This is a genomic window from Leptospira bourretii (assembly GCF_004770145.1).
In the GTDB taxonomy this organism is placed as follows: Bacteria; Spirochaetota; Leptospiria; order Leptospirales; family Leptospiraceae; genus Leptospira_A; species Leptospira_A bourretii.
The window spans coordinates 551752-577010 of the sequence record NZ_RQFW01000005.1 but is presented as its reverse complement, the minus strand read 5'-3'; the positions used below and the strand labels follow the sequence as shown (position 1 = coordinate 577010).

24 protein-coding genes are annotated in these 25259 nt (G+C 38.5%); 17 read left to right on the top strand and 7 right to left on the bottom strand.

The window, feature by feature from the left end; genetic code table 11:
* Positions 1-13: 13 nt before the first annotated feature.
* From EHQ47_RS04345 to EHQ47_RS04335, 3 genes are all read right to left on the bottom strand, one after another.
* A complete protein-coding gene (locus tag EHQ47_RS04345) occupies positions 14-1054 on the bottom strand; it encodes a HEAT repeat domain-containing protein (RefSeq protein ID WP_135748087.1) in 1041 nt (346 codons plus the stop codon).
* A 116-nt stretch (positions 1055-1170) separates the two neighbouring features.
* The gene (locus EHQ47_RS04340; protein WP_135776681.1) at positions 1171-2694 is read right to left on the bottom strand and encodes a MutS-related protein; all 1524 of its coding nucleotides are present in this window, start codon (positions 2692-2694) and stop codon (positions 1171-1173) included.
* Between the two features lie 229 nt (positions 2695-2923).
* Positions 2924-3154 carry a hypothetical protein gene (locus EHQ47_RS04335; RefSeq protein WP_004785568.1) on the bottom strand — a complete coding sequence of 77 codons (231 nt, stop codon included), beginning with the start codon at positions 3152-3154 and terminating at the stop codon, positions 2924-2926.
* Between the two features lie 166 nt (positions 3155-3320).
* On the opposite strand from EHQ47_RS04335, the gene EHQ47_RS04330 reads away from it, so the two are divergent.
* The 8 genes from EHQ47_RS04330 to EHQ47_RS04295 all read left to right on the top strand — a co-directional run bounded on the left by EHQ47_RS04330 (position 3321) and on the right by EHQ47_RS04295 (position 9948).
* Complete coding sequence (locus tag EHQ47_RS04330; protein ID WP_244290217.1) at positions 3321-3533, top strand: hypothetical protein; 213 nt, start codon at positions 3321-3323, stop codon at positions 3531-3533.
* 67 nt (positions 3534-3600) lie between these two features.
* Positions 3601-5649 (top strand): AMP-dependent synthetase/ligase, encoded by a 2049-nt coding sequence (locus tag EHQ47_RS04325; RefSeq protein ID WP_135748088.1) that lies wholly within the window; start codon positions 3601-3603, stop codon positions 5647-5649.
* A 1-nt stretch (position 5650) separates the two neighbouring features.
* Positions 5651-6427: an enoyl-CoA hydratase/isomerase family protein gene (locus EHQ47_RS04320; RefSeq protein ID WP_135776623.1), complete on the top strand. Its 777-nt coding sequence runs from the start codon at positions 5651-5653 to the stop codon at positions 6425-6427.
* A gap of 129 nt (positions 6428-6556) precedes the next feature.
* Positions 6557-6895 (top strand): arsenosugar biosynthesis-associated peroxidase-like protein, encoded by a 339-nt coding sequence (locus EHQ47_RS04315; RefSeq protein WP_004786634.1) that lies wholly within the window; start codon positions 6557-6559, stop codon positions 6893-6895.
* 3 nt (positions 6896-6898) lie between these two features.
* The gene (gene arsS, locus EHQ47_RS04310; protein WP_135748090.1) at positions 6899-7873 is read left to right on the top strand and encodes an arsenosugar biosynthesis radical SAM (seleno)protein ArsS; all 975 of its coding nucleotides are present in this window, start codon (positions 6899-6901) and stop codon (positions 7871-7873) included.
* Positions 7874-8629: a type I methionyl aminopeptidase gene (gene map, locus EHQ47_RS04305; RefSeq protein ID WP_135748091.1), complete on the top strand. Its 756-nt coding sequence runs from the start codon at positions 7874-7876 to the stop codon at positions 8627-8629.
* A complete protein-coding gene (locus EHQ47_RS04300; protein WP_135748092.1) occupies positions 8626-9417 on the top strand; it encodes an alpha/beta hydrolase in 792 nt (263 codons plus the stop codon). The genes map and EHQ47_RS04300 overlap by 4 nt, the downstream gene beginning before the upstream one ends.
* A gap of 126 nt (positions 9418-9543) precedes the next feature.
* Positions 9544-9948: an MAPEG family protein gene (locus EHQ47_RS04295; RefSeq protein ID WP_135776622.1), complete on the top strand. Its 405-nt coding sequence runs from the start codon at positions 9544-9546 to the stop codon at positions 9946-9948.
* Here EHQ47_RS04295 and EHQ47_RS04290 read toward each other — a convergent pair.
* Positions 9945-10946 (bottom strand): NAD(P)H-dependent glycerol-3-phosphate dehydrogenase, encoded by a 1002-nt coding sequence (locus EHQ47_RS04290; RefSeq protein WP_135748094.1) that lies wholly within the window; start codon positions 10944-10946, stop codon positions 9945-9947. The two genes, EHQ47_RS04295 and EHQ47_RS04290, sit on opposite strands and share 4 nt — an antisense overlap.
* A gap of 57 nt (positions 10947-11003) precedes the next feature.
* Here EHQ47_RS04290 and EHQ47_RS04285 point away from each other — a divergent pair, with 57 nt between their 5' ends.
* The 5 genes from EHQ47_RS04285 to EHQ47_RS04265 are packed head-to-tail and all read left to right on the top strand — an operon-like array spanning position 11004 to position 15972.
* On the top strand, positions 11004-11684 hold the full coding sequence (locus EHQ47_RS04285; RefSeq protein WP_135776621.1) for a hypothetical protein: 681 nt from the start codon (positions 11004-11006) through the stop codon (positions 11682-11684).
* Positions 11685-12689, top strand: a complete 1005-nt coding sequence (locus tag EHQ47_RS04280; RefSeq protein WP_135776620.1) for a metallophosphoesterase family protein — start codon at positions 11685-11687, stop codon at positions 12687-12689.
* On the top strand, positions 12690-13091 hold the full coding sequence (locus EHQ47_RS04275) for a hypothetical protein (protein ID WP_135776619.1): 402 nt from the start codon (positions 12690-12692) through the stop codon (positions 13089-13091).
* Positions 13088-15157 (top strand): ATP-dependent DNA helicase RecG, encoded by a 2070-nt coding sequence (recG, locus tag EHQ47_RS04270; protein ID WP_135776618.1) that lies wholly within the window; start codon positions 13088-13090, stop codon positions 15155-15157. The genes EHQ47_RS04275 and recG overlap by 4 nt, the downstream gene beginning before the upstream one ends.
* A gap of 26 nt (positions 15158-15183) precedes the next feature.
* Complete coding sequence (locus tag EHQ47_RS04265) at positions 15184-15972, top strand: M15 family metallopeptidase (RefSeq protein ID WP_135776617.1); 789 nt, start codon at positions 15184-15186, stop codon at positions 15970-15972.
* Here EHQ47_RS04265 and galE read toward each other — a convergent pair.
* Both galE and lpxA read right to left on the bottom strand, forming a co-directional pair.
* Positions 15967-16935, bottom strand: a complete 969-nt coding sequence (gene galE / locus EHQ47_RS04260) for a UDP-glucose 4-epimerase GalE (protein ID WP_135696291.1) — start codon at positions 16933-16935, stop codon at positions 15967-15969. The two genes, EHQ47_RS04265 and galE, sit on opposite strands and share 6 nt — an antisense overlap.
* On the bottom strand, positions 16932-17738 hold the full coding sequence (gene lpxA, locus EHQ47_RS04255) for an acyl-ACP--UDP-N-acetylglucosamine O-acyltransferase (RefSeq protein WP_135748101.1): 807 nt from the start codon (positions 17736-17738) through the stop codon (positions 16932-16934). Before lpxA ends, galE begins: the two co-directional genes overlap by 4 nt.
* A gap of 143 nt (positions 17739-17881) precedes the next feature.
* Here lpxA and EHQ47_RS04250 point away from each other — a divergent pair, with 143 nt between their 5' ends.
* Positions 17882-18190, top strand: a complete 309-nt coding sequence (locus tag EHQ47_RS04250; protein WP_135748102.1) for an Hpt domain-containing protein — start codon at positions 17882-17884, stop codon at positions 18188-18190.
* Between the two features lie 24 nt (positions 18191-18214).
* On the opposite strand, the gene EHQ47_RS04245 is transcribed toward EHQ47_RS04250, so the two are convergent.
* On the bottom strand, positions 18215-19612 hold the full coding sequence (locus EHQ47_RS04245; protein WP_135776616.1) for a DUF6938 domain-containing protein: 1398 nt from the start codon (positions 19610-19612) through the stop codon (positions 18215-18217).
* Positions 19613-19701: 89 nt separating this feature from the next.
* Here EHQ47_RS04245 and EHQ47_RS04240 point away from each other — a divergent pair, with 89 nt between their 5' ends.
* The 3 genes from EHQ47_RS04240 (at position 19702) to EHQ47_RS04230 (ending at position 25259) form a co-directional block, all read left to right on the top strand.
* Positions 19702-20883 carry an acetyl-CoA C-acetyltransferase gene (locus tag EHQ47_RS04240; protein ID WP_135748104.1) on the top strand — a complete coding sequence of 394 codons (1182 nt, stop codon included), beginning with the start codon at positions 19702-19704 and terminating at the stop codon, positions 20881-20883.
* A gap of 214 nt (positions 20884-21097) precedes the next feature.
* Positions 21098-24163, top strand: coding sequence for a peptidase domain-containing ABC transporter (locus tag EHQ47_RS04235; RefSeq protein ID WP_135749912.1), 3066 nt, complete (start codon positions 21098-21100; stop codon positions 24161-24163).
* Positions 24153-25259: a beta-barrel domain-containing protein gene (locus tag EHQ47_RS04230; RefSeq protein ID WP_244290216.1), complete on the top strand. Its 1107-nt coding sequence runs from the start codon at positions 24153-24155 to the stop codon at positions 25257-25259. Before EHQ47_RS04235 ends, EHQ47_RS04230 begins: the two co-directional genes overlap by 11 nt.

Genomic DNA, 25259 nt, shown 5'->3' with positions numbered 1-25259 from the left:
TTTTTGATATCCTTTAGTAACTATCTACGACATGGATAAATTCACCGAATAAATAACCTTTTTTACCATCACTTGTTTTAACTTGGTACCAAAAGTCTTCCATCTCTTCACCTTTACTATTGGTAATAATGTATTTTCTAGGTTCTCTAGATAAAATTTCAACTACAGCATTTCCTGGTAGTCCAGTGATTACTTCCGATCGTTCATTTGCTTTGGAACGTAAATTTAGGCGATCGGAAACATTGATGATTGCATACTGTTTTGCCGCTTTTAATTTTTTTAAATTTGCACTTAAGTCGTCTAAATTTGGGTGGTTGGGGTTGGATTTTTTAAATCGAATTAGTGTGGGAATTACTTGTGCAGGTTTAAAGTTAGAAATAGCATTAAATGCTTCTTTACTTACTTCTGCGTCTTGACTTGCCAATAATCCTTCAATTGCTGATAGAGATTCATCTGTTTTGAATTTACCTGCACTGTATAAACAGGCCATTACAAATTCTTTGTCTGAGTTGGAGCAAAATGGTTTCACATAAGTCCATTCATCCCAGGCATTGATATTTCCAAGCCCTCGAATTGCAGCTAATTGAGTTGGTTTGTCTTTCCATTCAATCGCGTTACGGAAAATAGGTGCGTTGCCACTTCTTCCTACTTTTGACAAACCTTGAACGCTATAAAAACGTATTTTTTCGTTTTTGTCTTTCGTTCCTTTTTCGAAATAAGATTGTGATTTTGTATTTCCAATGCGAGCTAAAGCCTCGATGGCTGCTTCTCGTACGTAAACATCATCGTTTTCAAACGCTTTTTGGAGTTCATTAAAACCTGCTTTTAAATCTCCTAGAGAACTGGCTGCCTGCGAACGAATTTTACTAGATTCACCTTTTTCCAGTTGTTCGGTGATTGCCTTTACATATTTCGATTCTCCAGATTTTCCCATTTCAGAAAGGATGGATATTTTTTCGCCGTCGCTTGTAGCATTCTTTAGATCATCTTTTAGATCAGTTGCATATAAATGAAAACTCAAAGCAAAAATTAGAAATGTGAATACTTTCTTCACGTAACACTCCATCGTTGGCATTTGCCAGAATTTCACAACTGTTAATGAATTTTCAAACTTTGTCAAGGATTCATTCGAAGAAAAAACGTGACAGAAGTCTGTTGAACGTGAAATCTTCATTCCTCTTCGTTACGAATCGGAATCCCTTCTTTCTTTAAAATCTTTAAAGCATTCGTAGAACCGGAAACCCCGTCTCGGATTTGGTAATCAAAATCCATTTGGCCATCTTTTTCTAACTCAGTGAAATGGAATCGTTTGGCCCAAGGAATTTCTGCTAGTTTTAAATCGTGTGTTGTCAGAAATACGATTGCCCGTTTTTCTCTAAGGACAGAAAGAATCTCTCGTGTTGCGATAAAACGTTCTTTCGAATTGGTTCCTTTTAGAATTTCATCTAAAAATAGGATAGGAATTTTTTTAGAGCTCTCTGCATTTTGTATGATTGCAGAGAGCCTCCTCACTTCACTATAAAAAAAGGAAACTCCATCTTCCATCGAATCTTGAGATCGGATGAGAGTGTGGATTTGAAACTCTGGATATTCGAATTTTTTACCTAAGATGGGAGCACCAGATCCAGCAATTAACAAAGACATGGCGATAGATCTGAGGTATGTCGTTTTCCCACTCATATTGGACCCAGTCACAATCATCAAATCCCCTGGCTCCATTTTGGTGAGAGGATTAAACACACGACTGGATTTAGGAAGGAGTGGGTGAACTAAACTTTCGGCACTGAGAGATCCTGATGGAGAGAGATGAGCAAAATTTGATTCAGGAAATAAAAAACCAAAATTTGCAAAAGGAAGGAAAGAATCTGTTTTTATAATTTGAATTTGCAGTTCATTCCATAGGTTTCCAAACTTTAGTTTCCAATTTTCTAGGGATTTAATTTTCCAAAGATCCCATAAACATAAAAGATTCAATATAAGATGGGGTAAGGGAGAAATCAGTAACTCAGAAGAATCACCGAGAGAAGAAATTCGACCAATCATCTGTTCGGTGGTCTTTCTTTCTTTTGCCAAATACACAAAGGTCTTTTGAAATCGTGATGCCCCAGAAGATAAAGCCTTAATCTCTTTCCATTGTTTTAAAGACTCACGACGATAACTCACAAATAATATGCCGTTCAAAAGAAGAAGGAGAGGAATGAGCGGTAGGTCAAATGACAATCCCAAAACTATATAAACGGGAGAAAGGAATCCCCAAATAGGATAAAAACCCTTTAAAAACCTTCTTTTTTTCCAAAAGGAATCTTCCGCATTTACTTGTGGCAAAGAAAACTTTTCATTTGTTTCCGCATCCGGTACTAAAAATTTGCGTAAGAGGTGATAGGCATAAGAGGGATTTTTTTTTAGAATATTTTGAATCTCTAAGGAATCTGAATGGAGGTTTCTTTCTTCAATTGGTTCTTGTAAAAAACGTTTGAGATAGGCCCCAAATCCAATCTCTGTGATCGTGGTATCATAAATACTCAAAAACCCTTGTTTGGTGCAAAGATCTAAATCAATCGAAAGAGGGTGGTTTCGTACATTTTCCGGATATTCCCAAACTTCTCTTGTTTTGATTTTTTTAAATTCACCTGTTAGTCTAGAAAGCTCTTCTAAAATAAAAGTTTGTGTTCTTTTGGCATACTGGATTTGTATCTTTCGTTTGGAATACAGTCGTACTAAATACACAAAAGGAAGGAGAAAAAGTAGAGAATATAAATATTCTTTCCAAGATGTTTTGCCTAGATAAGAAAAAAGAAGGGCAACAAAAAAAAGAGAAAACGTAATAAACCGAAATACAGAAACCCTTTTTAATTTTTTGGACAGGAATTGGATTTTGTTTTGGTAACGTTTGTTCCTTTTGGTTAGGAACAAATAAGTTGGATTAGTGGAAAAGAGGTCGTTCGTAATTTTCTTCTTCCCTACGAGAAATCTCTGTGTCGAGAACACGGATGAGACTTCCTAAATCATTTAATCTCCATTTGTCGATGAGACGACCTTTTTCCCGACCGGAAAATTTATTCAAATACAGAGTGCCAAATAGGTCTTCCCCGTACTCGTAAGCAACGAAACGCCCGTTCCGTCTGCCAGTAGAATTTTCCAATCGAATCGTCATGAACGAATACCAATAATCAGATAAAAAAAAATAGTACAAGCAAAATTTTTTGCTTCAGGATATTCATTTTCCGGCGATACATATATTGGGGAAAGGCTACTTACCACGGATGGTTGGGACCCTTAAAAGACAAATACCCCGGAAACCGGAAAGCACGGAGGCTTGTATGGATTTCTATCCCGATATGAATTTGGAGTTTAAAAGCTCCTTTGTGAAGACCAACCAGTTTTTAGCCAACACACAAGACGAAACCCTACTTCCCCAAATGGGGCTTGCGGCTCGTAACCTACTCAATCTCGAACAAATGAGCAAACTCCGCGAAATTCGCAAACGACATTTGAAAAAAGGACACCAACGCGAAGGATTCCACTGGGATTAATGCTTAAATTTCTCTTGACCATCTGAAAGTAGGGCCTATCATAAAGACCGCTTTTAGATGGAGAGATATGGCAAATAACCTAGCAGAAGTTTATAAGGAATCCGCAGAAAAATTCGGTCCAAGACCCGCATTCTGGTATAAGAATGCCCAAAAGGATTACCAAGCCCTCACTTACAAGGAACTTTACGAAGACGGGCTCGCACTGGCAGAAGCCCTCATTGAATTAGGGGTTAAGGCGAGAGAACACGTCGGAGTTCTTGCTGACAACCGTATGGAATGGATCATTGCCGATTGTGCAGTGTTAACTGCTGGTGCTGCCAACGTTCCACGGGGATCTGATATTACAGATTCGGAAATCGTTTATATTTTGAATCATTCTGAAGCGAAAGTTATTTTCGTGGAAAATGATAAAGTTTACGAAAAATATAAAAACAACAAATCCCAAGTAAAGTCGGTGAAAACCGTTATCATTATGGACAAAGACACCAAATTAAAGTCAGGTGCTGGAATCCTACATTTTTACGATCTCCTGGAACAAGGGAGAGATATGCGTGCCAAAGGGAAACGGGAAGCCGAAAAACGAATGGCCGGAATCAAACCGGACGATTTGTACACTCTCATTTACACATCAGGAACCACGGGAATGCCAAAAGGTGTTATGCTTATGCATTCCAATATGATCCACCAAATGCATTATGTAGTTCCTCGAGTTGCCAAGGTTTCACCTGACGATCGTATGTTGTCCATCCTTCCAGTATGGCATATTTTTGAGCGAGTTGTGGAATACTTTGCCATCATCAACGGTGGTTCTACTTACTATACAAAAGTAACCGAACTTCGTAACGACATCCAAAAAGCAAGACCTACCTTTATGGCTTCTGCCCCACGTGTTTGGGAAAGTATATACAACGGGATTTACACTCGAATCAATGATCCAAAACAAACTCCTCCTGTGAGACGATTATTGTTTAAGGTTGCATACTTTTTTTCCAAACATTACCATGCGGCAATTCGTTTCTTGAAAGGTTGGGAAGTGGATTATGAGGGAAGAAATATCATTCAGTCCCTAGCTTTGTCTGTGGTTTCTATCATAAAGCTTTTGTTAACTGGTCCATTTACGGTAACGATCCTTACCATCCTTGCGGCACAGTTTGGTTTGCCTGAGGAAAGCCCTCTGAAAACTCCATTGTATGTGATTGCTGGGTTAGGGGTTTTATTTAATTCCTTTACATTGGATCGCATTGTCCTCGCAAAAATTCGCCAAGCAACAGGTGGACATTTACGTGCTACTCTTTCCGGTGGTGGGGCACTCCAAAAACATGTGGATGCTTTCTTTATGGACATTGGGATTACAGTTCTTGAAGGGTACGGTATGACAGAAACGGGACCGGTCATTTCTGCACGAACCTTTGATCGTCCCATCATGGGATCTGTGGGTGATATTGTTCCACTCAGCCAGGTACAAATTCGAGATGATGCGGGAAATGTCCTTTGCCACATTGATGATAAAAAAAATATCATCTTCGGTAAGTTAGGTGTGAAAGGTGTGGTTCATATCAAGGGACCACAGGTAATGAAAGGGTATTACAAAAATCCAGAAACTACCAAAAAAACCATCGTAGACAATTGGATGAATACCGGTGATATCGGTATGATTAACTTCAAAAAAACACTGACTCTTACAGGTCGTGCGAAGGATACAATCGTTCTACTTGGTGGAGAAAACGTAGAGCCGGTTCCTATCGAAAATAAAATTGATGAATCAACTTACATCAAACAGTCGATGATTGTGGGCCAAGACCAAAAGGTTCTCGGTGCTATCATTGTTCCTGACTTTGATGCACTCATCCCTTGGGCGGAGGAAAATGGAATTTCAGAAAAAAATCCTGAAAAACTGATCACCAATCCAAAGGTTGTCGATTTCTATAAAAAAGAAGTTCGTAATTTTAACAGTGTTAAAACTGGATTCAAAAACTTTGAACAAGTACAGTATGTAACGCTAATCACAAAACCATTTGAAGTGGGTGATGAGCTTACTAACTTAATGAAGATGAAACGGCACGTGATTACGGAAAAATACAAAGACAGAATTTTGGAACTCTACAAAAACAGTTAATATGACTCCTTTTGCAGAGATCTTTCATGGAGAGCGCATCTTGGAAATCAAGATGCAATCCAATGAAAAGAATACTTTCGATTTCGAAGCTTTCGTATTATTCGAACAAATCTTAAACAAACACGCAAACAATCCAAATTTGCGTGTTTTGCTTTTTACATCCGCACAAACACAGTTTTTCTCCAATGGGATTGAACCCACTCTTATGTATGGAAAAACAGAATTCGATGTTCGGAAATCCGTTGAACAGTTGTTACGAACCGCACAAACCTATTTCCAATTTCCAGTTCCTACCATTGCAGTTGTGAATGGACATTGTATGGCAGCGGGAGCAGTGTTTGCATTGTTCTCTGATTACCGGTACATGGTGGACAAAGGGGCAAGGATTGGATTTTCCGAAGCCATCGTTGGTCTTAATTTTCCCTCCATTCCTACGATTGTTTTACAAGACTTGGTAGGTGTCAAAGTCACACGTGATCTTTTATTCACCGGAAAACAAATCAAAGGTCCTGAAGCCAAAGAAATCGGACTTGTGGATGAATTATTCAGTGCTGAATCGTTGTTTGGTGAATCCTTAAAATTTGCCGAATCCCTTTCCAAACTCACAAACAATTCCAGCCGTGGGATGAAAACTGCCTTACGTGAACCGTACAGAAAAAAGATGGAATCCTTATTCCAAATTGATGCTGACCTATTCACAAAAGTCATTTTGTCTCCCGATGGACAGGAAGGATTTTTGTCATTAATTGAGAAACGTAGACCTAAGTTCAGTACTTGAATTTAGGTTCTCACATTGTCCGATAAATTCGACATTTTGGGTAAAATTCTGAGTTGGTCGTAAGTTTCTTAAAACTAGCCCATTGACTCCGTCAACACTTTCAAAAGTCTAACGATAGGGAGTTTATTTATGGCAGAAAATCATTATTACAATGCAAAAGATTTAGGAAAGTTTGGAGAAATTGGAAGAACGAATCCAGCTCTTGCTGATAAATTTTTCGGATATTACAATGCGGTGATGGCGGAAGGTGCTTTATCCGAAAGAGAAAAAGCTCTGATTGCACTTGCTGTGGCACATGCGTTAAAATGCCCTTACTGCATTGATGCTTATACTTCCACTTCCTTGCAAAAAGGTGCAGATGAAGCACAAATGAATGAAGCAGTTCATGTGGCAGCAGCAATGGCCGCAGGAATCAATTTGGTTCATAGTGTTCAAATGCAAAACAAAATTGATGAACTTTCTTTTTAATTTATGAATGTATCCGAGCAACATTCCACCTTACGTTCGTATAGTGGGAAACCATTTCATGAAACTGTAGGGAAATCCATTCCTGCAAGGTCCTTAAAGGTTTTCCAAATCAATGTAGGACGTTGGTGTAACCAAGCTTGTCGACATTGCCATGTGGATGCTTCTCCCATTCGAACCGAAGTGATGGATCGGGCCACAGTGGATCTTTGTTTGGATTTAATATCCAAAATTCCAGAAATAGAGACGGTGGATATTACCGGTGGTGCTCCCGAAGGAAATCCAAATTTTAAGTACCTAGTCGAAGAGGTAAGAAAGTTAGGAAAACGGGTGATGGATCGTTGTAATTTAACGATTTTAGAAGAGCCTGGTTATGAATGGTTATATGATTTTTTAGTGACTCATAAGGTCGAAATTGTCTCCTCTCTTCCTTCTGTTATGGAAAGTACCACCGACAACCAAAGAGGAAAAGGTGTATTTCAAAAGTCTATTACCGCCTTGAAGAAGTTAAATTCACTCGGTTATGGAACCACACTTCCAATCAACTTAGTTTATAATCCTAATGGCCTTTTTTTAAGCTCGGGACAAGTGCAGTTGGAAAAAGAATATAAGGATACTCTCTTCAAAAAATACGGAATTGTTTTTAACCAACTGTTTTGTATCAATAATCTTCCCATCAATCGATTTCTTGCTTCTTTGGTAAGAGCCGAAAAATTTGAAATGTATATGGAAACTTTAGTCAATGCATACAATCCCGCCACTGTGGCAGGGCTTATGTGTTTGGACCAAATTTCCGTAGGTTATGATGGTTCTGTTTATGATTGTGACTTCAATCAAATGTTAGATTTGAAATCGAGAGAAGTAAAACATATCAAGGATTTCGATTTGCCAGCTTACCTGAGTCGAGAAATCGTAGTAGCAAATCATTGTTACGGATGTACTGCTGGTGCAGGATCTAGTTGTGGTGGGGAGATTGTTTAGATGTCGATTCAAAATGAAAAAGACCTTCAGGGAATTTTAAAAGCAGGGAAGTTTGTCGCAAAGGTTCGAGAACTTTTAAAACTACTCGCTAAACCAGGAGTCTCCACTTTGGAACTAGACAACGTTGCCAAACTGGAATTTGAAAAAGCTGGTGCCTTTTCCGCTCCTAAGTTTGATTACAAATTCCCTGGATTTACCTGTATTAGTACCAATTTTGAAATTGCACATGGAATTCCTAAAAAAGAAACCATCTTAAAAAATGGAGATTTAGTCAATATTGACGTTTCTGCAAAACTTGATGGTTATTATGCAGACACAGGAATTTCTTTTGTTGTGGGAAATGCAAACGAAACACTTCATAAGTTGTGTGAAGCAGCTATTGAAGGAACGATGCGTGCCACAAAACAAGCGTTCACTGGGAATTATTTGCGAAACATTGGAAGAGAAATTCATTCAACTGCTGTGGAAAACGGATTTACTGTCATTAAAAATTTAGCAGGTCACGGTACTGGAAAAAAACTCCATGAAGAACCACAGGTGTTGGTTTATGAAGAAAAACGTGACCAAAGAAAATTGGGAAACGGACTTGTCCTTGCCATTGAATCTTTTATTTCTACAGGAAGCCAAACCGCTTACGAAGAAGAAGATGGTTGGACACTGGTTGCAAGTAACCGTCGTGGGGAACTCAGTTATGTGGCACAATGTGAACATACAGTCATTGTCCAAAATGGAAAACCCATCATCGCCACACTTTGACTTTAGAAATCATCGAATCAGGTGCCTCCGAGGAAAATATTAGAGGTGTCATTGTCCTTTGGCCGAGTACTGGTGGCAATGCTAGATCCTTTCGGATTCGTGATGGCGAATTGGAGACATTGGGCCTTCGGCTGATCAAGTTCAATCCTCCTTCACATGGAAATTCCAAAGGGAATTATGATCCCAAAACAGCCATACAATTGTTAGATGTCTATTTAACAAAATCTGGATACAAAAACAAAGAATTATATGGGATTGGGCATAGTGGGGGAGGGGCAGCCCTGATGATGTATGCCAAAGAAGTTTCCTTTCGAAAATTATTTTTACTATCTCCCATTTTGGATAGTGTTCTTAGCCTTCGGTATTTGTATGAATCAGGCTCTATCGAAGAGTTTAGTCGTCTCCTTCTTTTACCTGAACTATCGGATGATTTGTCTCCCAACAAACAAATCTTAGAGACTCTATCGAACCAAAATTGGTTAGAAACGGAACAGGTAGGCCATCTGAATGTTCCCATTCAAAACTCCCGAATTCGGTTAGATGATTTATCTCTATTTTTAAAGAATCTTTTTTTACCTGGATTTGTGGTAGATCCAACTCTACTCCAAAAACGAACTAACTACAATATCTTCTTACCGAGAGAGGACAAGTGGTTCCCCAAAGAATACACAACTCGTTTTGCAAAAGAGAACGGATTAAACTGTTTCGAAATCCCAGAAGCTCCCGATCATTTTTTTTCAACTTCCTGGCTTACAGTTTGGAAACAAATCCAAAAGATTGGATTTTAAAAGAAAGCATTCAGATCCATCCAAGAATTTCATTTAATTCGTTTACAAATGAACTAGAGTCATTTAGAATCTCCACCTGTATCTTCAGAGCTAAGATGATTTGGTTCTGATACAAAAGGAGGATTTGTGGAAACTATTTATCTGACACTCATCGGATTTACGCTTTGGACTTTGGGACTTGGTGTCTTTTTGACTACGTATCGAAGTATTTTAGTGTTACTTGGAAAAAAGAAATCGAATGAATTCCCTGCTGGGATCCAACATGGTTCTGATTTTAATTGGAGATTGAACCGTGCCCATCTCAACAGTTTGGAAAACCTTCCCTTATTTATGACTGTGGTTTTTTTAACAGCCAACTTAGGTATGATCGACCATTTTGTGAACCAAGCAGGCCTTGTGATTTTAGGAGCAAGGGTTTTACAATCCCTCATTCATCTAACATCTACTAATGTCCTAGCGGTGAACATTCGGTTTACATTTTATATGATTCAAATTGTAACCTATATTGTTCTGTTGGTCCGTCTTGTTTAGACACCTTCTCGTTTTAAATCTCGGCTCATTAAAGCTTTGACTACTTCTTTCGGATCTTTATCCTCATATAACATTCGATAGACTTCTTGGGTGATGGCCATTTCCACACCCAGTTTGTCAGAAAGATTTTTTGCAGAAAGTGTGGTTTTGACACCTTCTGCAACTTCGTTCATAGAAGCTAAAATATCTTTTAGTTTTTCACCTTTACCCAAACGAAAGCCAACCGTCCGATTTCTGGATCCTTCCCCACAACAGGTAAGAACCAAATCTCCCATTCCAGATGGCCCAAGGAAGGTCATGGGATCAGCTCCCATTTTGATTCCCATCCTTGTGATCTCGTTTAACCCGCGTGTGATGAGAGCAGCCCTTGTGTTTTGGCCAAAACCAAGACCGTCGGCAACACCTGCTGCAATTGCGATGACGTTTTTTAAAGCACCACCTACTTCTACCCCAACCACATCGGGAGTCCAATAAGTTCGGAAGTAAGTAAAACTAAATATCTCTTGCACACGTTTGGCGGTGGCTTCATTTTTGGAAGCGATGGAAACAATGGTGGGAACTCGCCTCACCATTTCTTTGGCAAAACTAGGTCCAGAGAGATAAGAAAGTTGCGAGTGGAATTGTCCAGGAAGTTCGGATTCAAAAATTTCGGAAACAAGTCGAAGGCTTTCGTTTTCGATCCCTTTAGAGGCAGAAACAATCGGCACTTTGGGTGGAATATGGTCTTTAATTTCTTTCAGAATCCCCGAAAGGGCGTGGCTTGGGGGAGCCGAAACAATCATATCTTTGTCCTTGACAACATGGATGAGATTTGTATCCGCTTTTAATTTTTCAGGGAGCACCAAATCAGGCATATGTTTGGTATTCATATGTTTTTCGTTGATGGACCTTGCCTGATCCTCACTTCGAGTCCAAAGGGTCACGTCGTAACCCTTGTCCGCTAAAATACTACCTAGTGCAGTGCCAAAACTTCCGGCGCCAATGATACCAATCTTCATGAGTTCAGTATTCTAAATCTGCTTTCCAAAAAGGCAATAGAAAATAAAAATTAAAATATGCTTTTAACGGATCTTCTCCGTTTCAATCCTCTAAATCTCTTTTTACCACCCAAAGTGGTCCCAAAGAGTAATTATAAAGTTACCTTACTTTTAGGTAGCTTACGAAAGGTCATAGCCACCGAGATCATTGCCGCAGATCCTGATTTAGAGAGTTTGGATGTCTCCTCTGCCAAGGGTGAAGTCATAATGACCGGAGTTTACCGAATGGGATGGCTCTGGATTGCCCGTTTTTTGAACGTAGAATCCATTCACTACCGTGTACGTTTGAAACCGGTATCGGTCAAAGACAACAAAGCTCGGTTAAAGATTGTTGGGTATCGGGTTTGGGATACGAAACCAAGACGTTTTGACTTTGTTAGGTGGTTTGGTAAGGTAGATCCTTTTCACAAAAAAAAGGTATTTGAATCCATCTTAAATTCTGCCCCTCATATTTTATCAATCACAGGCCTACAATGGGAAATTCTTTTTGATTTGAATTATTTTCTGAACTTAGTTCCTTCCATTGCGGGAAAAATTGATATCCAATACATCATTGGTGACAACAGCGAATTGTATATATTTGTAAGATCATCCACCATTCTAAAACCTCTTGTTGATTTTTTTGGTCCTGAATATTTAAAGATCGATTATATCGAAGAAGATCGAGACATTCAGATGTTACTCTGGGAAAATGAATAAATGAAAATCATTTATCTAACGGATATCCATGATGGACTTCATGGTCTAAAACGAATTCTGCAAACCACTGCGGCAGATTTATATTTGTTTTCCGGAGATATTATATATAAGGCTTTTTTTTCTTTTGATCGTATCATCGATTTTTGTGGAGTCCAAGAAGAGTTATATTATTTGTTAACGGAAAGAAAAGACGATTCCACACCTTTTGATTTTACAACACATGCCATTCGGTTTCCAGAAAAGTATTCCACAGCCATTGTAGAAAAATCGCAAAAGTATCGTGATTTGTATAAACTTGCTGCCAAAACGATGAAAGAAAAATATGAGATCATCGAAAAACTAATTATCAAATACGCAAAGTCGCCTGTTTATTGTTTGCCGGGAAATTATGATTTAGATTTACAATACACTGAATTATACCAACGCGAAGTTCATAGAAAAAGTTTTGAATTTTCAAATTTAAAAGTATCAGGTTATGGGGGAGCTCCCATTTGGACTTCAGGAATCCCTGAGAAACTAACTGTTGTTTTTCATGAGTATACAAAGAACGGAAAAAACTATAGTGAACCAGAAGATTTTTTCCGAGAAGAACTCCCCGACATTTGTTGGATTCATAATCCAGCCTATGGTTATTTCGATAACATTCCTGGAGTTGGAAAATGCGGAAGCCAAGGGATTCGTCGTTATTTAGACGATGAATCTCCTTCTCTTGTGGTTTCCGGTCATGTACACGAAGACCAGGGAATCAAAAAAACTAGAAATACAGTTTTTATCAATCCATCTAACTTCGGTGCTGTGGACTCTTTACATGGATTTCAAGAAGGCGGATATTATGCCGAAATTCTTATGGAAGGGAAAAAAGTAGTCCAGTCGAATCTTTGCCAATTGCGAGGAGAAGATTGGCATACTTTGATTGAAGTGGATTGTTCAGAAAAAGAATTGAAGTTAATTTCACAAAACTCGATTTCCACAGTGAGTTCCGAAGATTATATCCGAGGCAATTAGATGGTCACCTTTCTAACGATTTGTGGTGTCCTATTTACAGTGGCTTTCTTTCTGTATGCGCTTTCAGCCGTTGACAACCAAAGTTTAGACAAAAAAGAAAAGGAACGTCTCGCAAAGGAAGGAAACTTACGAGTTGGGGATCCAAGAAAAGTATACGGAAAAGAAAAAGATCCCAATCTTCCCAGACTTCGCCTATGTCCTGTTTGTGGGACGGTGTTAAACAAAAACGAATTTTTATATGCTGCCATTTCTGCTTATACAAACAGTGAAGGGAAAAAACAGGCGCAAATTTACGGATGTAAATATTGTTATTTGATTTTGGATTCAGAAAAAAATACAACGGATTCTTCTGGAGCAAGTGACAATGGATTTGGACCTCCTAAACCTACGGATGAACTATGAAACAGGGACTTGATTTATCGCAAAGTTTGTCTTCACTAAAAGGGATAGGACCAAAACGAAAGTCAGTTCTTTTGGAACATGGAATCTCAACTTTTTTTGAACTGCTTACTTATTTTCCCCGTCGTTATTTGGATCGTAACTTTACAAAAGATATTATTTTAAAACAAGGGGATGTTGTCACTCTCCTTGGAACCATTGCTGATAGTTATATTGTTCATGGAAAAAAAAGTAGGTTACTCGTTGGATTTAGAACTCTAAACAATGAACGTATCAATTTGGTATTTTTTCGTGGTGTGAATTTTTTTCATAAGATCTTCACCATAGATAGAAAGGTTGTGGTTTCTGGAAAACTAGAATATTTCAAAGGATATCAAATTCTACATCCTGAGTATGAATTTTTATCAGACAAAGATGATCCAGAAGATTCCATCCATGCAGGTCGCATCATTCCTCTTTATCCGTCCACGGAAGCACTCAAAGAAGAAGGTCTTGATTCTAAGGGACTGCGAAAATTGATGTTTCAAGTTTTGGAAGGAGGAAGTATTGCTGAAAATCTTCCACAGAAACTAGTCAAAAAACGAGAGTTACTCGGTCGTGATAAAGCTTTTCATGAAATCCATTTTCCAGAAACGATGGAAGCCGTACAAATTGCACGAAAACGATTTGCTTACGAAGAATTTTTTTACTTCCAAAGGCTCCTTCTTTACAAACAACGAGAAAGGCAAAAAGTAAAACGTATGCTTTGGCCACTTCCCAAATCTCCTTCCAGGGAAAATTTGGAAAAAAATCTTCCCTTCGAGTTGACCGAAGACCAAAAAATAGCTGTAAATACGATTTTGTCACAGACAGGTTCCGATTCTCCGGCTGCCTTTTTACTCCAAGGGGATGTAGGCTCTGGAAAAACCATAACAGCCTTACTCATTGGTCTTCATTATATCGATAATCATATCCAAGTGGTTTTTTTAGCACCTACTGAAATTTTAGCACGCCAACATTACCAAACCATTTATAAATTTATGGGTAATATGCCATTTCTTGGCATTGAACTTCTGCTTGGTGGTGAAAATAAAAAAACACGTTTGGAAAAATTGGCGAGGATCAAAACCGGTGAATCCAATATCATCATTGGAACACATTCCCTACTACAAGAAGATGTCATTTTTTCTGACCTTGGGCTTGTTGTGATTGATGAACAACATAAGTTTGGTGTGGACCAAAGAGAAACCATTCGTTCCAAAGGAAAAAATCCCGATATTTTGGCAATGACGGCCACACCGATCCCTCGAACTCTTTGCCTTACTCTGTATGGTGATTTAACTTTAGTTAATATCAAAACAAAACCCAAAGGCCGTAAACCCATTGACACTCGTTGGTACAAAGAAGATCGAAGGACAGGAGTTTATAATTCGATTCGTAAGTATGTGGGATCGGGTAGGCAATGTTATATTGTTTATCCGTTAGTGGAAGAATCGGAAAAGGTAGATTTAGAATCCTGTACAGTTGCTTATGAAAACTTAAGAACAAATGTTTTTCCTGATCTAAAAATTGGTTTGTTACATGGGAAAATGAAAAGTGCAGAAAAAGAATTGGTGATGGAAAAATTCAAATCGGGAGAAATCCAAATCCTTGTCACTACCACTGTGGTGGAAGTTGGGGTTGATGTACCCAATGCAACCATTTTGGTTGTAGAACATGCGGATCGTTTTGGAATCTCCCAATTACACCAGTTACGTGGTCGTGTGGGTCGAAGTGATATTGAAAGTTTTTGTATATTGATGACGGGTGATTTTATCAGTGATGAAGGAAGAGATCGTTTAGAAGCACTTGTCACTTCCAATGATGGATATTTTTTGGCTGAAAAGGATTTGGCGATTCGGGGGCCAGGGGAACTTCTTGGAGTCAAACAAAGTGGATTACCTGAGTTTAAAATTGCCGATTTGGTTGCCGATCGGAATTTATTAGATGAAGCCAAAGAAGATGCTTCTTCTTTTCCATTGGATGATCCTACTGAACTGGCAGAATTGATTACAAGATTCAGTGAAGGCAAATTTTTATTTGCGAATTAATCCTAAAATTTTTAATGAACTTAACTATGTTGCGAACTAAGTATATTTCCCTTTTGTTTGTTTCTTTCTTTTTGGTCTGCGGAGAAAAACCTGTCAAACCTTCCAAAACAGATTTGTATTTAGGAATCGAAAAAACAGCGTATTTGACAGGTAAATTTAATTCACCAGGCCCACTTGCGCCTGTTATCTTAGAGGAAAATGAAAAAGAACATTTCCTTCGTCCAGATGTCAAAAAAGCTCTCCACCAAATGGTAAATGATTTTGAAGATTCTAAACCAACTTCTTACAAACAACATATCTTTTTGGTATCTTCGTTTCGTAATTTTAGCCACCAAAAAGGAATTTGGGAATCAAAGTTCACAGGTAAAAAAGCAATGCGTCTCCCCATCAAAGGAAAATCGCAGGAAGAGGTTATCGGTTTGATTTTAGAATTTTCTAGTGCTCCAGGAACTTCTCGCCATCACTGGGGAACCGATTTTGATATCAATGCATTAGATAATGCTTATTTTGAAGATAAGGGAAAAGGAAAAATCCTTTATGATTGGCTAAAACAAAATGCATCCAAGTATGGATTTTGTCAACCTTACAGTAGTTTGTCGACAAGGAACAATAAAGGATACCAAGAAGAAAAATGGCATTGGTCTTATGCTCCTATCTCCAATCAGTTAACAAAAGAATGGATCAAGGGATTTACTTCTGGTGAGATTCAATTGACTGGAAGTTTTTTAGGGGCTGAAGTTCTTGGAGACCGGGCTTTGGATTATGTTCGTTCCATAAACCCGGATTGTGAAAAAATTCAGAGTCCTTCTTTATAAGTTTTTATAAAGATTCCACATACTAGAAAGCAGAGTTTTAGCATCGCTGTGCTCTGGTTTCCAATTGAGCAGTTCTCTTGCTTTTGCAGAAGATGCTAAAAGTTTTGCAGGGTCTCCTGCTCGCCTAGGACCTGTTTTGTGAGAAATAGTTTTTCCTACTACTTTTTCTGAAAGGTCAGCCATTTCTTTGACTGAATATCCAGATTCCGAACCTAAATTTACCGTTAAACTTTCGTTTTTCGACATGATGTAGTTTAGCGCCAAAACATGGGCTTTGGCTAAATCAGAAACGTGGATGTAGTCGCGAACACAAGTTCCATCTTCAGTATCATAATCGGTTCCAAAAATTTCATAACCGTTACGAATTCCAGAGGCAGCTTCCATGATGATGGGTAATAAATTAGCAGGAGTTTTTTCGATTCCTTTGATCCTACCTTTTGGATCGTAACCAGCTGCATTGAAATAACGCAATCGAGCTGATTTTAAACCTTTTAGTTTATCAAACCACTCTAAGTTTTCTTCGATACATAACTTTGTATAGCCATAATAATTTTCTGGATTCAAAGGATGTTTTTCATCGATCGGAAGATATTTTGGTGCTCCATATACCGCTGCCGAAGAGGAAAAAACAAAATACTTACATCCATATTTTACCATTGCATCTAACAAGGTGAAGGTTCCATTTAAGTTGTTCATTGTATACTTAAGCGGATCTGTCATGGATTCACCGGCAGCTTTCCAGGCCGCAAAGTGAAACACAGCATCAATCTTTTTTGCGAAAGTTTGTTTTAAAATTTCAGGGTTTTGGATTTCTCCTTTGATGAACTCATTTCCTGGAAACAAATTGGCTTCGTTTCCTTTTTCCATATCATCCACAACGAGGATTTCATGGCCAAGTTCCATCAGTTCTAAAACAATATGGCTTCCAATGTAACCGGCTCCCCCGGTAACGAGCACTCTCATTCTTCGTCAGATCCACCAGATACAAAACGGTGATCGACTACTCCACGTTTGCTTGTTTCAAAGAATTCAATGATCTTTTGAACTTCAGGTGCTGGGTTTGTATCTTTTTTGAGTTCTGTAAGAGCTTGTTTGGTATTAAGGCCACTGTGATAAATTACTTTGTACACACGTTTGATTGCCAAACGAACATCAGCAGAAATTCCTGCACGTTTCATTCCGACAACATTTAAACTTACAACTGCACCTGGGTGTCCATCCACAGTTGCATAAGGAGGAACATCTTTTACTACCTTTGTTAGACCAGCTAACATTGCATAATCAGATACTCGGACAAATTGGTGAACGCCAACGGAACCAGAGATAAAAACTTTATTACCAATGACAACATGACCTGCAAGCATCGTGTTTTGAACCATAATGTTATGGTCACCTACGATCACATCATGAGCAAGGTGGACATTTCCCATAAGATAGTTATGATTTCCAATGGTTGTAGCTTTTCCTTCTACGGTTCCTCGGTGCAAAATGACATTTTCTCGGAAATGGTTTTGGTCTCCAATTTCCAAATAGGTCTTTGTTTCCGGTTTGAAGGCTAAATCTTGAGGCAATCCGCCGTAACTTCCCCCCGAAGATAGTTTGTTGAACTTACCGATCCTTGTTCCTGATAGGATTTTGACATGGGATTCGATTACGGTTCCTTCTCCGATTTTGACATCTTTCTCAATGATACAAAACGGTCCAACTTCTACGGACTCATGGAGCTCCGCCTTTGGATCGATGATGGCAGTGGGGTGAATTTTCATAGTGTTTTACAAAAAAAACCGATTCGGAAGCCATGCAAATGATTTTTTAAAATGTAATTTACACGCTTTTGTGCGTCTGTTTTCTTTTGGTAGGGTGGTGTAACTTGCTGATCGATTGGTTGCGTATAGAATCTTTAGTGGATATGAATGATCCTGAGGACCGGGCTTGGTTAAAAGAGATGATCACCTCTCTTTTGGAAAACATGGCAACTCGGATAGAAAATCTAAACCGTCTTTTGGTCTCCAAAGAACCGAAGGACTTACAAGCAGAGTTACACCAAATCAAAGGTGTTGCGGCCAATTTTGGTTTGGCAGCTCTTTCAGAGGTTGTGGTCAAAGCAGAGGGTTTTGCGAAAACCGGTGAAATTGATTCCTCTGTAGAAGAAGGAAAAAAGATCGCTGCCATTTGGGAATCCACCAGACAAGAATTAGAAAAAAAGTTTTCTACTTAAAAACTCTACTTCTGTTCCGCTTGTTTAGTTTGCGGCTGACATTTCAACTGCCGCCTTACTTCCATTATAGACTCCTTCGATTGTATTTCGAATCACAGACTCGTTCATCCGCAGTAACAAATCATCCGATTCAGTAAATATGTGAATGAGTTCTTTTGCATGACTAGCCTCTCTACATTCCACAGTTCCTTCCCCAAGTTCTAAGGAACGAACCACTGAGGCCGCTTCATGATCTCCCACTCTACGAATAAAAAGTTTGGGAACAGGATAAAAAGCAAGTTCCGATGGTTTTGTCACAAGAACATCAGAAATACGAATCAGTCTATCGGTTGCAGAAAAAGCTTCTGTATGAGAAGGAAAATGAAATAGTACAACCGGTGGATTGTTTTCGTGATCTTCAGAACGTAATGGATGTCGTCCAATAAACTGAATCAAATCTTCCCAATCATTGATCGATAGATAAGGAATCTTTTGGACAATCAGAAATTCTTCAATCGCTTTTAAAACTTTTGTATGATCTCCTGTATTGATCCAAAAAACAGCCTTTTTGTTCAGTAGGTGTTTTTTTGAGAGCCGTATTAAATCTAATACATAACCTTTTTGGGCACCGGCTCCTCCAATGGGGATAAGAAACCTTCGACATTTGTTTGCATCAATCCTACGAACTCGGTTTTCACTATCAGTCACTGCGTTTGATACAATATCTTCAGAAACCCAATGTCCTGCCACAGCAATGTTTTCTTTGGGAACACCCATCTGGATAAACTTGGAATAGGCGGAAGGAGATTGGACTAGGTTGAGCGCTTTCGGTACCAATAAATAGTACTGCGGAAAGTTATCACAAACGAGATGGATTATTTTTTGAAATCCAGAGGCCGCTGCAATTTGACCATTTAACGGATATGTGGTGATGACTGGTGAATCGGTCGGAATTCCATTCATAAGCCCCTTATATAATTCTGCCAGTTGGCAAGAAAGTTCCAGGGAAGTGAGATTTCCTTGGGACATAAGCCCACCCCAAAGCCATTCCACCGGTCCCCCAATCTCTGCACTCAATCTTGAAAAATAACTATAACCGGAATCGATGTCGGCGATCGCAGTGGCTTCCGGGGATTGGATGGCAAGAAGGTCATGTAAGTATGTGGGAATTTGTTTTTTTAAAGAATGAGAATAAACAGAGAGGGCCATGCGGTGGTGGCCGTAGCCCATACGAATGCTTCCCACAACCAATCGCTTTTGGAGAGGTTGGTTTCCCTTGTCTGAGATAAGATCCAAACCCGGATAGAGCGGAGAAGGGGAAGAGAACAAAGGAACAGTCGTATTGCCGATTGAATAACGTTTTTGGAGGATTCCGCGAATGAGGCCCGCGGTTTGTTTGGATAAAAAGCCGGTCTCCAGGCCGAACATGGGTTCTCGATTCATGCAGGAAGTCTATCCATCTCCGGTTCCCTTTCAAGTGAAATTTCAATTCTTAGCTGACAGGTGACTAAATTTGACCATTCCTGGTATCTATGGAACAAGTTTATATTTTGGGCGGACTCAGATCCGCATTCGGTAGTTTTGGCGGAACTCTCAAAGATATGAGTGCCGTAGACCTTGGAGTGGAAGTCTCCAAAGCCGCACTTCAAAAAACCGGTGTGGATCCTTCTCTCATTGAAGAAAGTATTTTTGGGAATGTCATTCCCACAGGAAAAGACGGAATCTATTTAGCACGACACATTGGTTTGAAATCGGGTGTTCCGATTGTTAGCCCAGCACTCACCCTCAACAGACTTTGTGGTTCGGGAATGGAAGCAGTCATTCAAGCCGCAAAAAAAATTATGTTAGGTGAGGCACATACAGTTCTTGCTGGCGGTGTTGAATCTATGAGTAACGCACCTTATGTGGTTCGTAATGCAAGATTTGGAGTTCGTTATGGAAATTCTGAATTTGAAGATTCATTGGCAACAGGTTTAACAGATATTTATGTTGAACTTCCAATGGGAATGACTGCAGAAAATTTAGCTGACCAATATAAAATCTCTAGAGAAGAACAAGATCTTTGGGCTGCGACTTCACAAGAAAGAGCAGAAGAAGCAACAAACAAAGGTATCTTAAAAGATGAAATTCATCCCATTACGATTAATGGAAAAAATCCAATTGTGTTTGATAAAGATGAGTTCATCAAAGGAAAAGCTGGTGCTACAAAATTAGCAACATTGAAACCTGCTTTCAAAAAAGATGGAACTGTCACTGCTGGAAATGCATCCGGTATCAATGATGGAGCATCCGCACTGATTGTGGCTTCTGCTTCCCAAGCAAAAAAATTAGGTAAAGAACCTTTGGCCATTGTGAAGTCATGGGGACATGCTGGTTGTGATCCCGCTAAGATGGGAATTGGTCCTGCCATTGCCATCCCTGCTGCTTTACAAAAAGCAGGAATTAGTTTGAAGGATGTTGGTCTTGTAGAAGTAAATGAAGCGTTTGCAGCCCAGTACTTAGCAGTTCAAAAAGAACTCGGACTCGATCCTAAAATTACCAATGTGAATGGTGGTGCCGTTGCGATTGGACATCCACTCGGAGCTTCTGGAAACCGTGTAACTTTGACATTGGCATTAGAGATGCAAAGACGAGGAGTCAAATACGGAGTAGCTTCCCTTTGTATTGGTGGTGGCCAAGGGATTGCCATTGTTTTAGAAAATCCCAAAGCATAACCTTCTAGTTTAGAAAACTTCCGAGTTGTCAACTTGGACCTTTCCCCGGCAGTGAATTCTGCCAGGTGAAAGCCAGACTTCTCGGATGTAAAATACCAATATCTGCTTAGGACTCAGTCGATTTTCGTCGATGTTAGTAGTAATGCATGGATTTGGAATCCTCTTTGGAATGGTGTTTCCTAGAGTCTCAGATCCTCATTTAGCGGATCAATAAATGCAATCGGAAGTTAGGCGAAATCTTGAAAAAATCCGCACTGTGTTTCGCAGTAACTATTTACTTGCGGAGCTCGACGAAGCAGAACGTGAAAACCTGCTCCCTTATATCGAAGTACGTTTTGTTCGCTTAGGGCAACATTTAATCAAAGCCAACCAAATGCCTGATCACATCCATTTTGTCTTAACGGGCAGATTTGGAATGAAACAAAACAAACAGGATCTAAGTTTAGGAAGGTATGCTTTTGTTGAAGTTGGTGAGTCGATAGGGGAAAGAATCACACTTACGAAAACCCCATCAAAACATGATTATTATGCTTTAGAACCTTCGATTGTTTTACTCCTACCTACTTCTCGTTTTTTAAAGTTAGTTGATTCACATCCTGAAATTGCTGAGAAAGCAAAACACAGAGAAGAAGAACAAGAAAAATTTCATTACGTACGTAAACTTAGTTTTTTTGATGAATTATCTCCAGAAGAGATCAAACTCATTCTTAAGTCCATCCAGTTGGTAAAAGTTGGGCAAGGTGATTTTATTTTTGCCGAAGGCGAAGAAGGAGATGCAGCATACATTGTTCGATCGGGAAAAATTCAGATTCGGACAGAAAATCCCAGGAAAATTATCTCGATTATGCGTTCAGGAGATATCTTGGGTGAAATTGCTATCTTCAAACAACAGAAACGATTGGCGAGTGCCGTTGCTTCAGAAGATTCCGATTTATATAAAATTCCTGGATCTATTTTTCGTAAGGTCATTGGAGTTGAAAAAGGAAACAAGTTAGAAGAAATTGTTCAATCGCGTTTACTGCGTTATTCGACATACAAGGCAAAAGAAAAAGAAGAAAACACAATACGACCTTTTGTTTCAAAACGTTTTGAATTTAGAAAGGCCACCAAAAAAATTTTTATAGAACAGGTTACAACAGACCAAATGACTTTAGCTGGTTTGGTTTGTTCCGAATTGGCATTAAGAACCTTTGATAAACCTTTGCCGGCCAATTGGAAAATCAGAATTAAAAACGAATTAAGCAGAAATATTGTTCCTGGTATTTTTGAATTAGCAATCGAATTAGAAAAATTAGGTTTTTTAACAAAACAACAACATCTATTCACAGAACAACTTTCTGAATTAGAAAATCCAGTTTTTATTACTGATGATGAAAGTGTTCCTTGTCTTTTGTATTTATTTGATAAAGATTTAGATGCAGTTCTGATCTCTCATCCTATCAAAGGCGTGTATGAACTTTCTATTTCTCAATTTTTGAATATCTGGGATGGGGTGGTTCTTCAGTTTTCACCAGCACCTGCGGCTATGTCAGCCGATGTGAGTTTGATTAGTTTTTTCAAAGAACTTAGATTGTTGTTCAGCCCTCAAAAAAGAGAAATCCGTTGGATTTTGGTCGCAACTGTTTTTTCAGCTTTATTGACCTTATCATTACCGTATTTGATCCGTCAGGTGGTAGATCAGGTATTGGTTTTTTCAGACAGAAACTTTTTGTTTACCATAGTATTTGGTGTTGCACTAGCAATATTTTTCCAAACATTATTTTCTCTATTCCGCAATTTGATCGCCATCGGCCTTATGCAAAGTTTAGAATACAATTATTTTGTTCGATTTTTTCAACATATATTGAATTTAACCTTACCGGAATTTAGAAAATTTGAAACTGGAGACTTTACACAGAGGTTAAAAGAAAATCAAAGAATACTCGAAATTACTCAAAGATCTGGATTATTTTTGATTTTGGATTTGGTGACATTACCAATTTATCTTTTTATTTTATTTCGTTTAGATACTAGTCTTACTTTTGTTGGTCTTTTCTTTTTAATCATTTATTCCTTATTTGTCGTTCGTTCGAGTGCAAAAATTAAAAAATTACAAAAACATAGTTTTGAATCCAAAAAGAAAACAACTTCCTTTTTTCTTTCCTTATTTGCTGGGATGCCATTGATTAAAGCTGCCGCAATGGAAAGTCGGTATCTTTCTAAGGGGCTCAATGAAATTGCAAGAACCATTCTCACCAATTTACGAGTTGGAAAACGAGTACATATATTGGAGTTGATGAGCAAGTTTTTTGAACAGATTGGCTTAATTTCTGTGATTGCATTTGGTGTCAGTGATGTGTTAGCTGAAACACTTACACTGGGAAGTTTTTTGGCTTTCCTTGTTTTGTATTCCCTTCTTATGGAACCTATTGTTCGGCTTTGTCATTTATATGAAGATTTAAGTGAACTGAGAGAGTCGAGAATGCGCCTTACGGAGATTTATTCGTTACCAGGAGAAATCGTCAGCCAACGTCCGTTTGGTGAATTGCCAAGATTGACCGGAAAAATTACCTTAGACCATATTAGTTTTCGTTATTCGGAAACAAGTCCTAATATACTTTCCGATATTAATTTGGAAATTGAAGCAGGTGAAAAGATTGCGATCGTAGGGAGGAGTGGTTGTGGAAAATCAACTCTAATGCGAGTTATGATGGGTACATTATCTCCCACGAAAGGAAAGGTTTTTGTTGATTCCTTTGATCTTTCTACCCTAGATCCGGAAGAAGTGAGAATACAATTTGGTGCCGTCGAACAGAATCCCATATTATTTTCAGGTACAATTGCAGAGAATTTATCTAAAAAAAATCCATCATTGAATCAAGAATCTTTACTCGCCGGTGCAAAGTTAGCTTCGGTAGATCACTTTGTAGATCGATTTCCAATGAAGTATGAAACAAAAATTGGAGAATCGGGAATTGGACTCTCGGGTGGACAGCGGCAACGATTGGCAATCGCAAGGGCACTTGTTACAAATCCCAGTATTTTGTTTTTGGATGAGCCCACTTCTGCTTTAGATTCCGAAACAGAATCGCATATCCAATCACAATGGGAAACTGTATTCCAAGATAGAACTGTCATTCAAATTTCACATAGACTCCATAGTACAGTAAGTGCTGATAAAATCATTGTGTTAGATGAAGGACGTATTGTTGAGATGGGAACCCATGCGGAGTTGATTACAACAAAAGGATTTTATTATCATTTGTTCCCAACATTAAGCGAAGGGGATAATGATGTTTAAAAAATTTAAAAACATAAAAGAAACTGATTCTAATTGGGAATCAAGACATTCCGCATCCTATTATGATGAGTTATTAAAACACCCTGCGCCAAATTGGGAACGAAAAGGAATTTATCTACTCACAATATTTTTCCTATGTTTTGTTTTGTTCTTAGTATTTGGGAAAGTAGATGTTGTTGTACAAGCAACAGGGTCGATTCGGCCAAAAGGTAACTACCATGTAGTGGAAGCATTAGAAACAGGAACACTTACGAATTTATATGTAAAATCAGGGGACTTTCTTAAAAAAGGAGATCCCATTATGGAGTTAGAATTTTCCGAACAACAAATTGAATTATCGAAAGATACGAATAACTTAGATTATGAAGAAAAAAAATTACAACGTTTGATTCGAAACAAAAGAGAAGCAGAGAAAATTTTAAAAAACTTAGCCTATAATTTGGAAAACAATTCCGGTTCTGCTTTATCTGGTGGAGTCTTAAATAAATTTGTAAGCTTAAAAAAAGCTCATATGGATTTTCAAAATGGTGTTGGAGCAAAATTTATTTATGATCAAAGTTTATTAGAGTTTAATGAGGAATTTGGAAATTTAAAAGATGAGATCCAAAGAGAAGAGAATATTATTTCAAGTCTTAGAGGGGATACAAAGTTAAAAAGAGAAAGAGTTGAGAATGCCATCATTCGAATGCCTTTTTCTGGAATCATCGGTGAACTCTCTGTAAATAATGTTGGGCAAAATATAATAAGAGGACAAACTGTCGCTTCGTTAATGGAAGAAGGTCAACCATTAGAAGCCATTGTTGAGGTCAGTAGCAAAGATATTGGAGCAGTTCGGATTGGTTTATCATCTGTAATTAAAGTCAAAGCTTTTCATCAGAATGATTTTGGCGTAGTGGAAGGGACTGTTTCTCAAATTATCCCGAACACGAAAGAAAAGGATTCATTTTCAGTAGTATTGATTTTGGGAACACAAGATTTGAACCAAGATGGTAAAGAATTTCAATTGTTTCCTGGTTTGAAAGTTATGGCCGACATTATCATTGATCGGAAGAGTATTTATCAAATTTTATTTCGTTATGCGGATCCTAGGAATTAA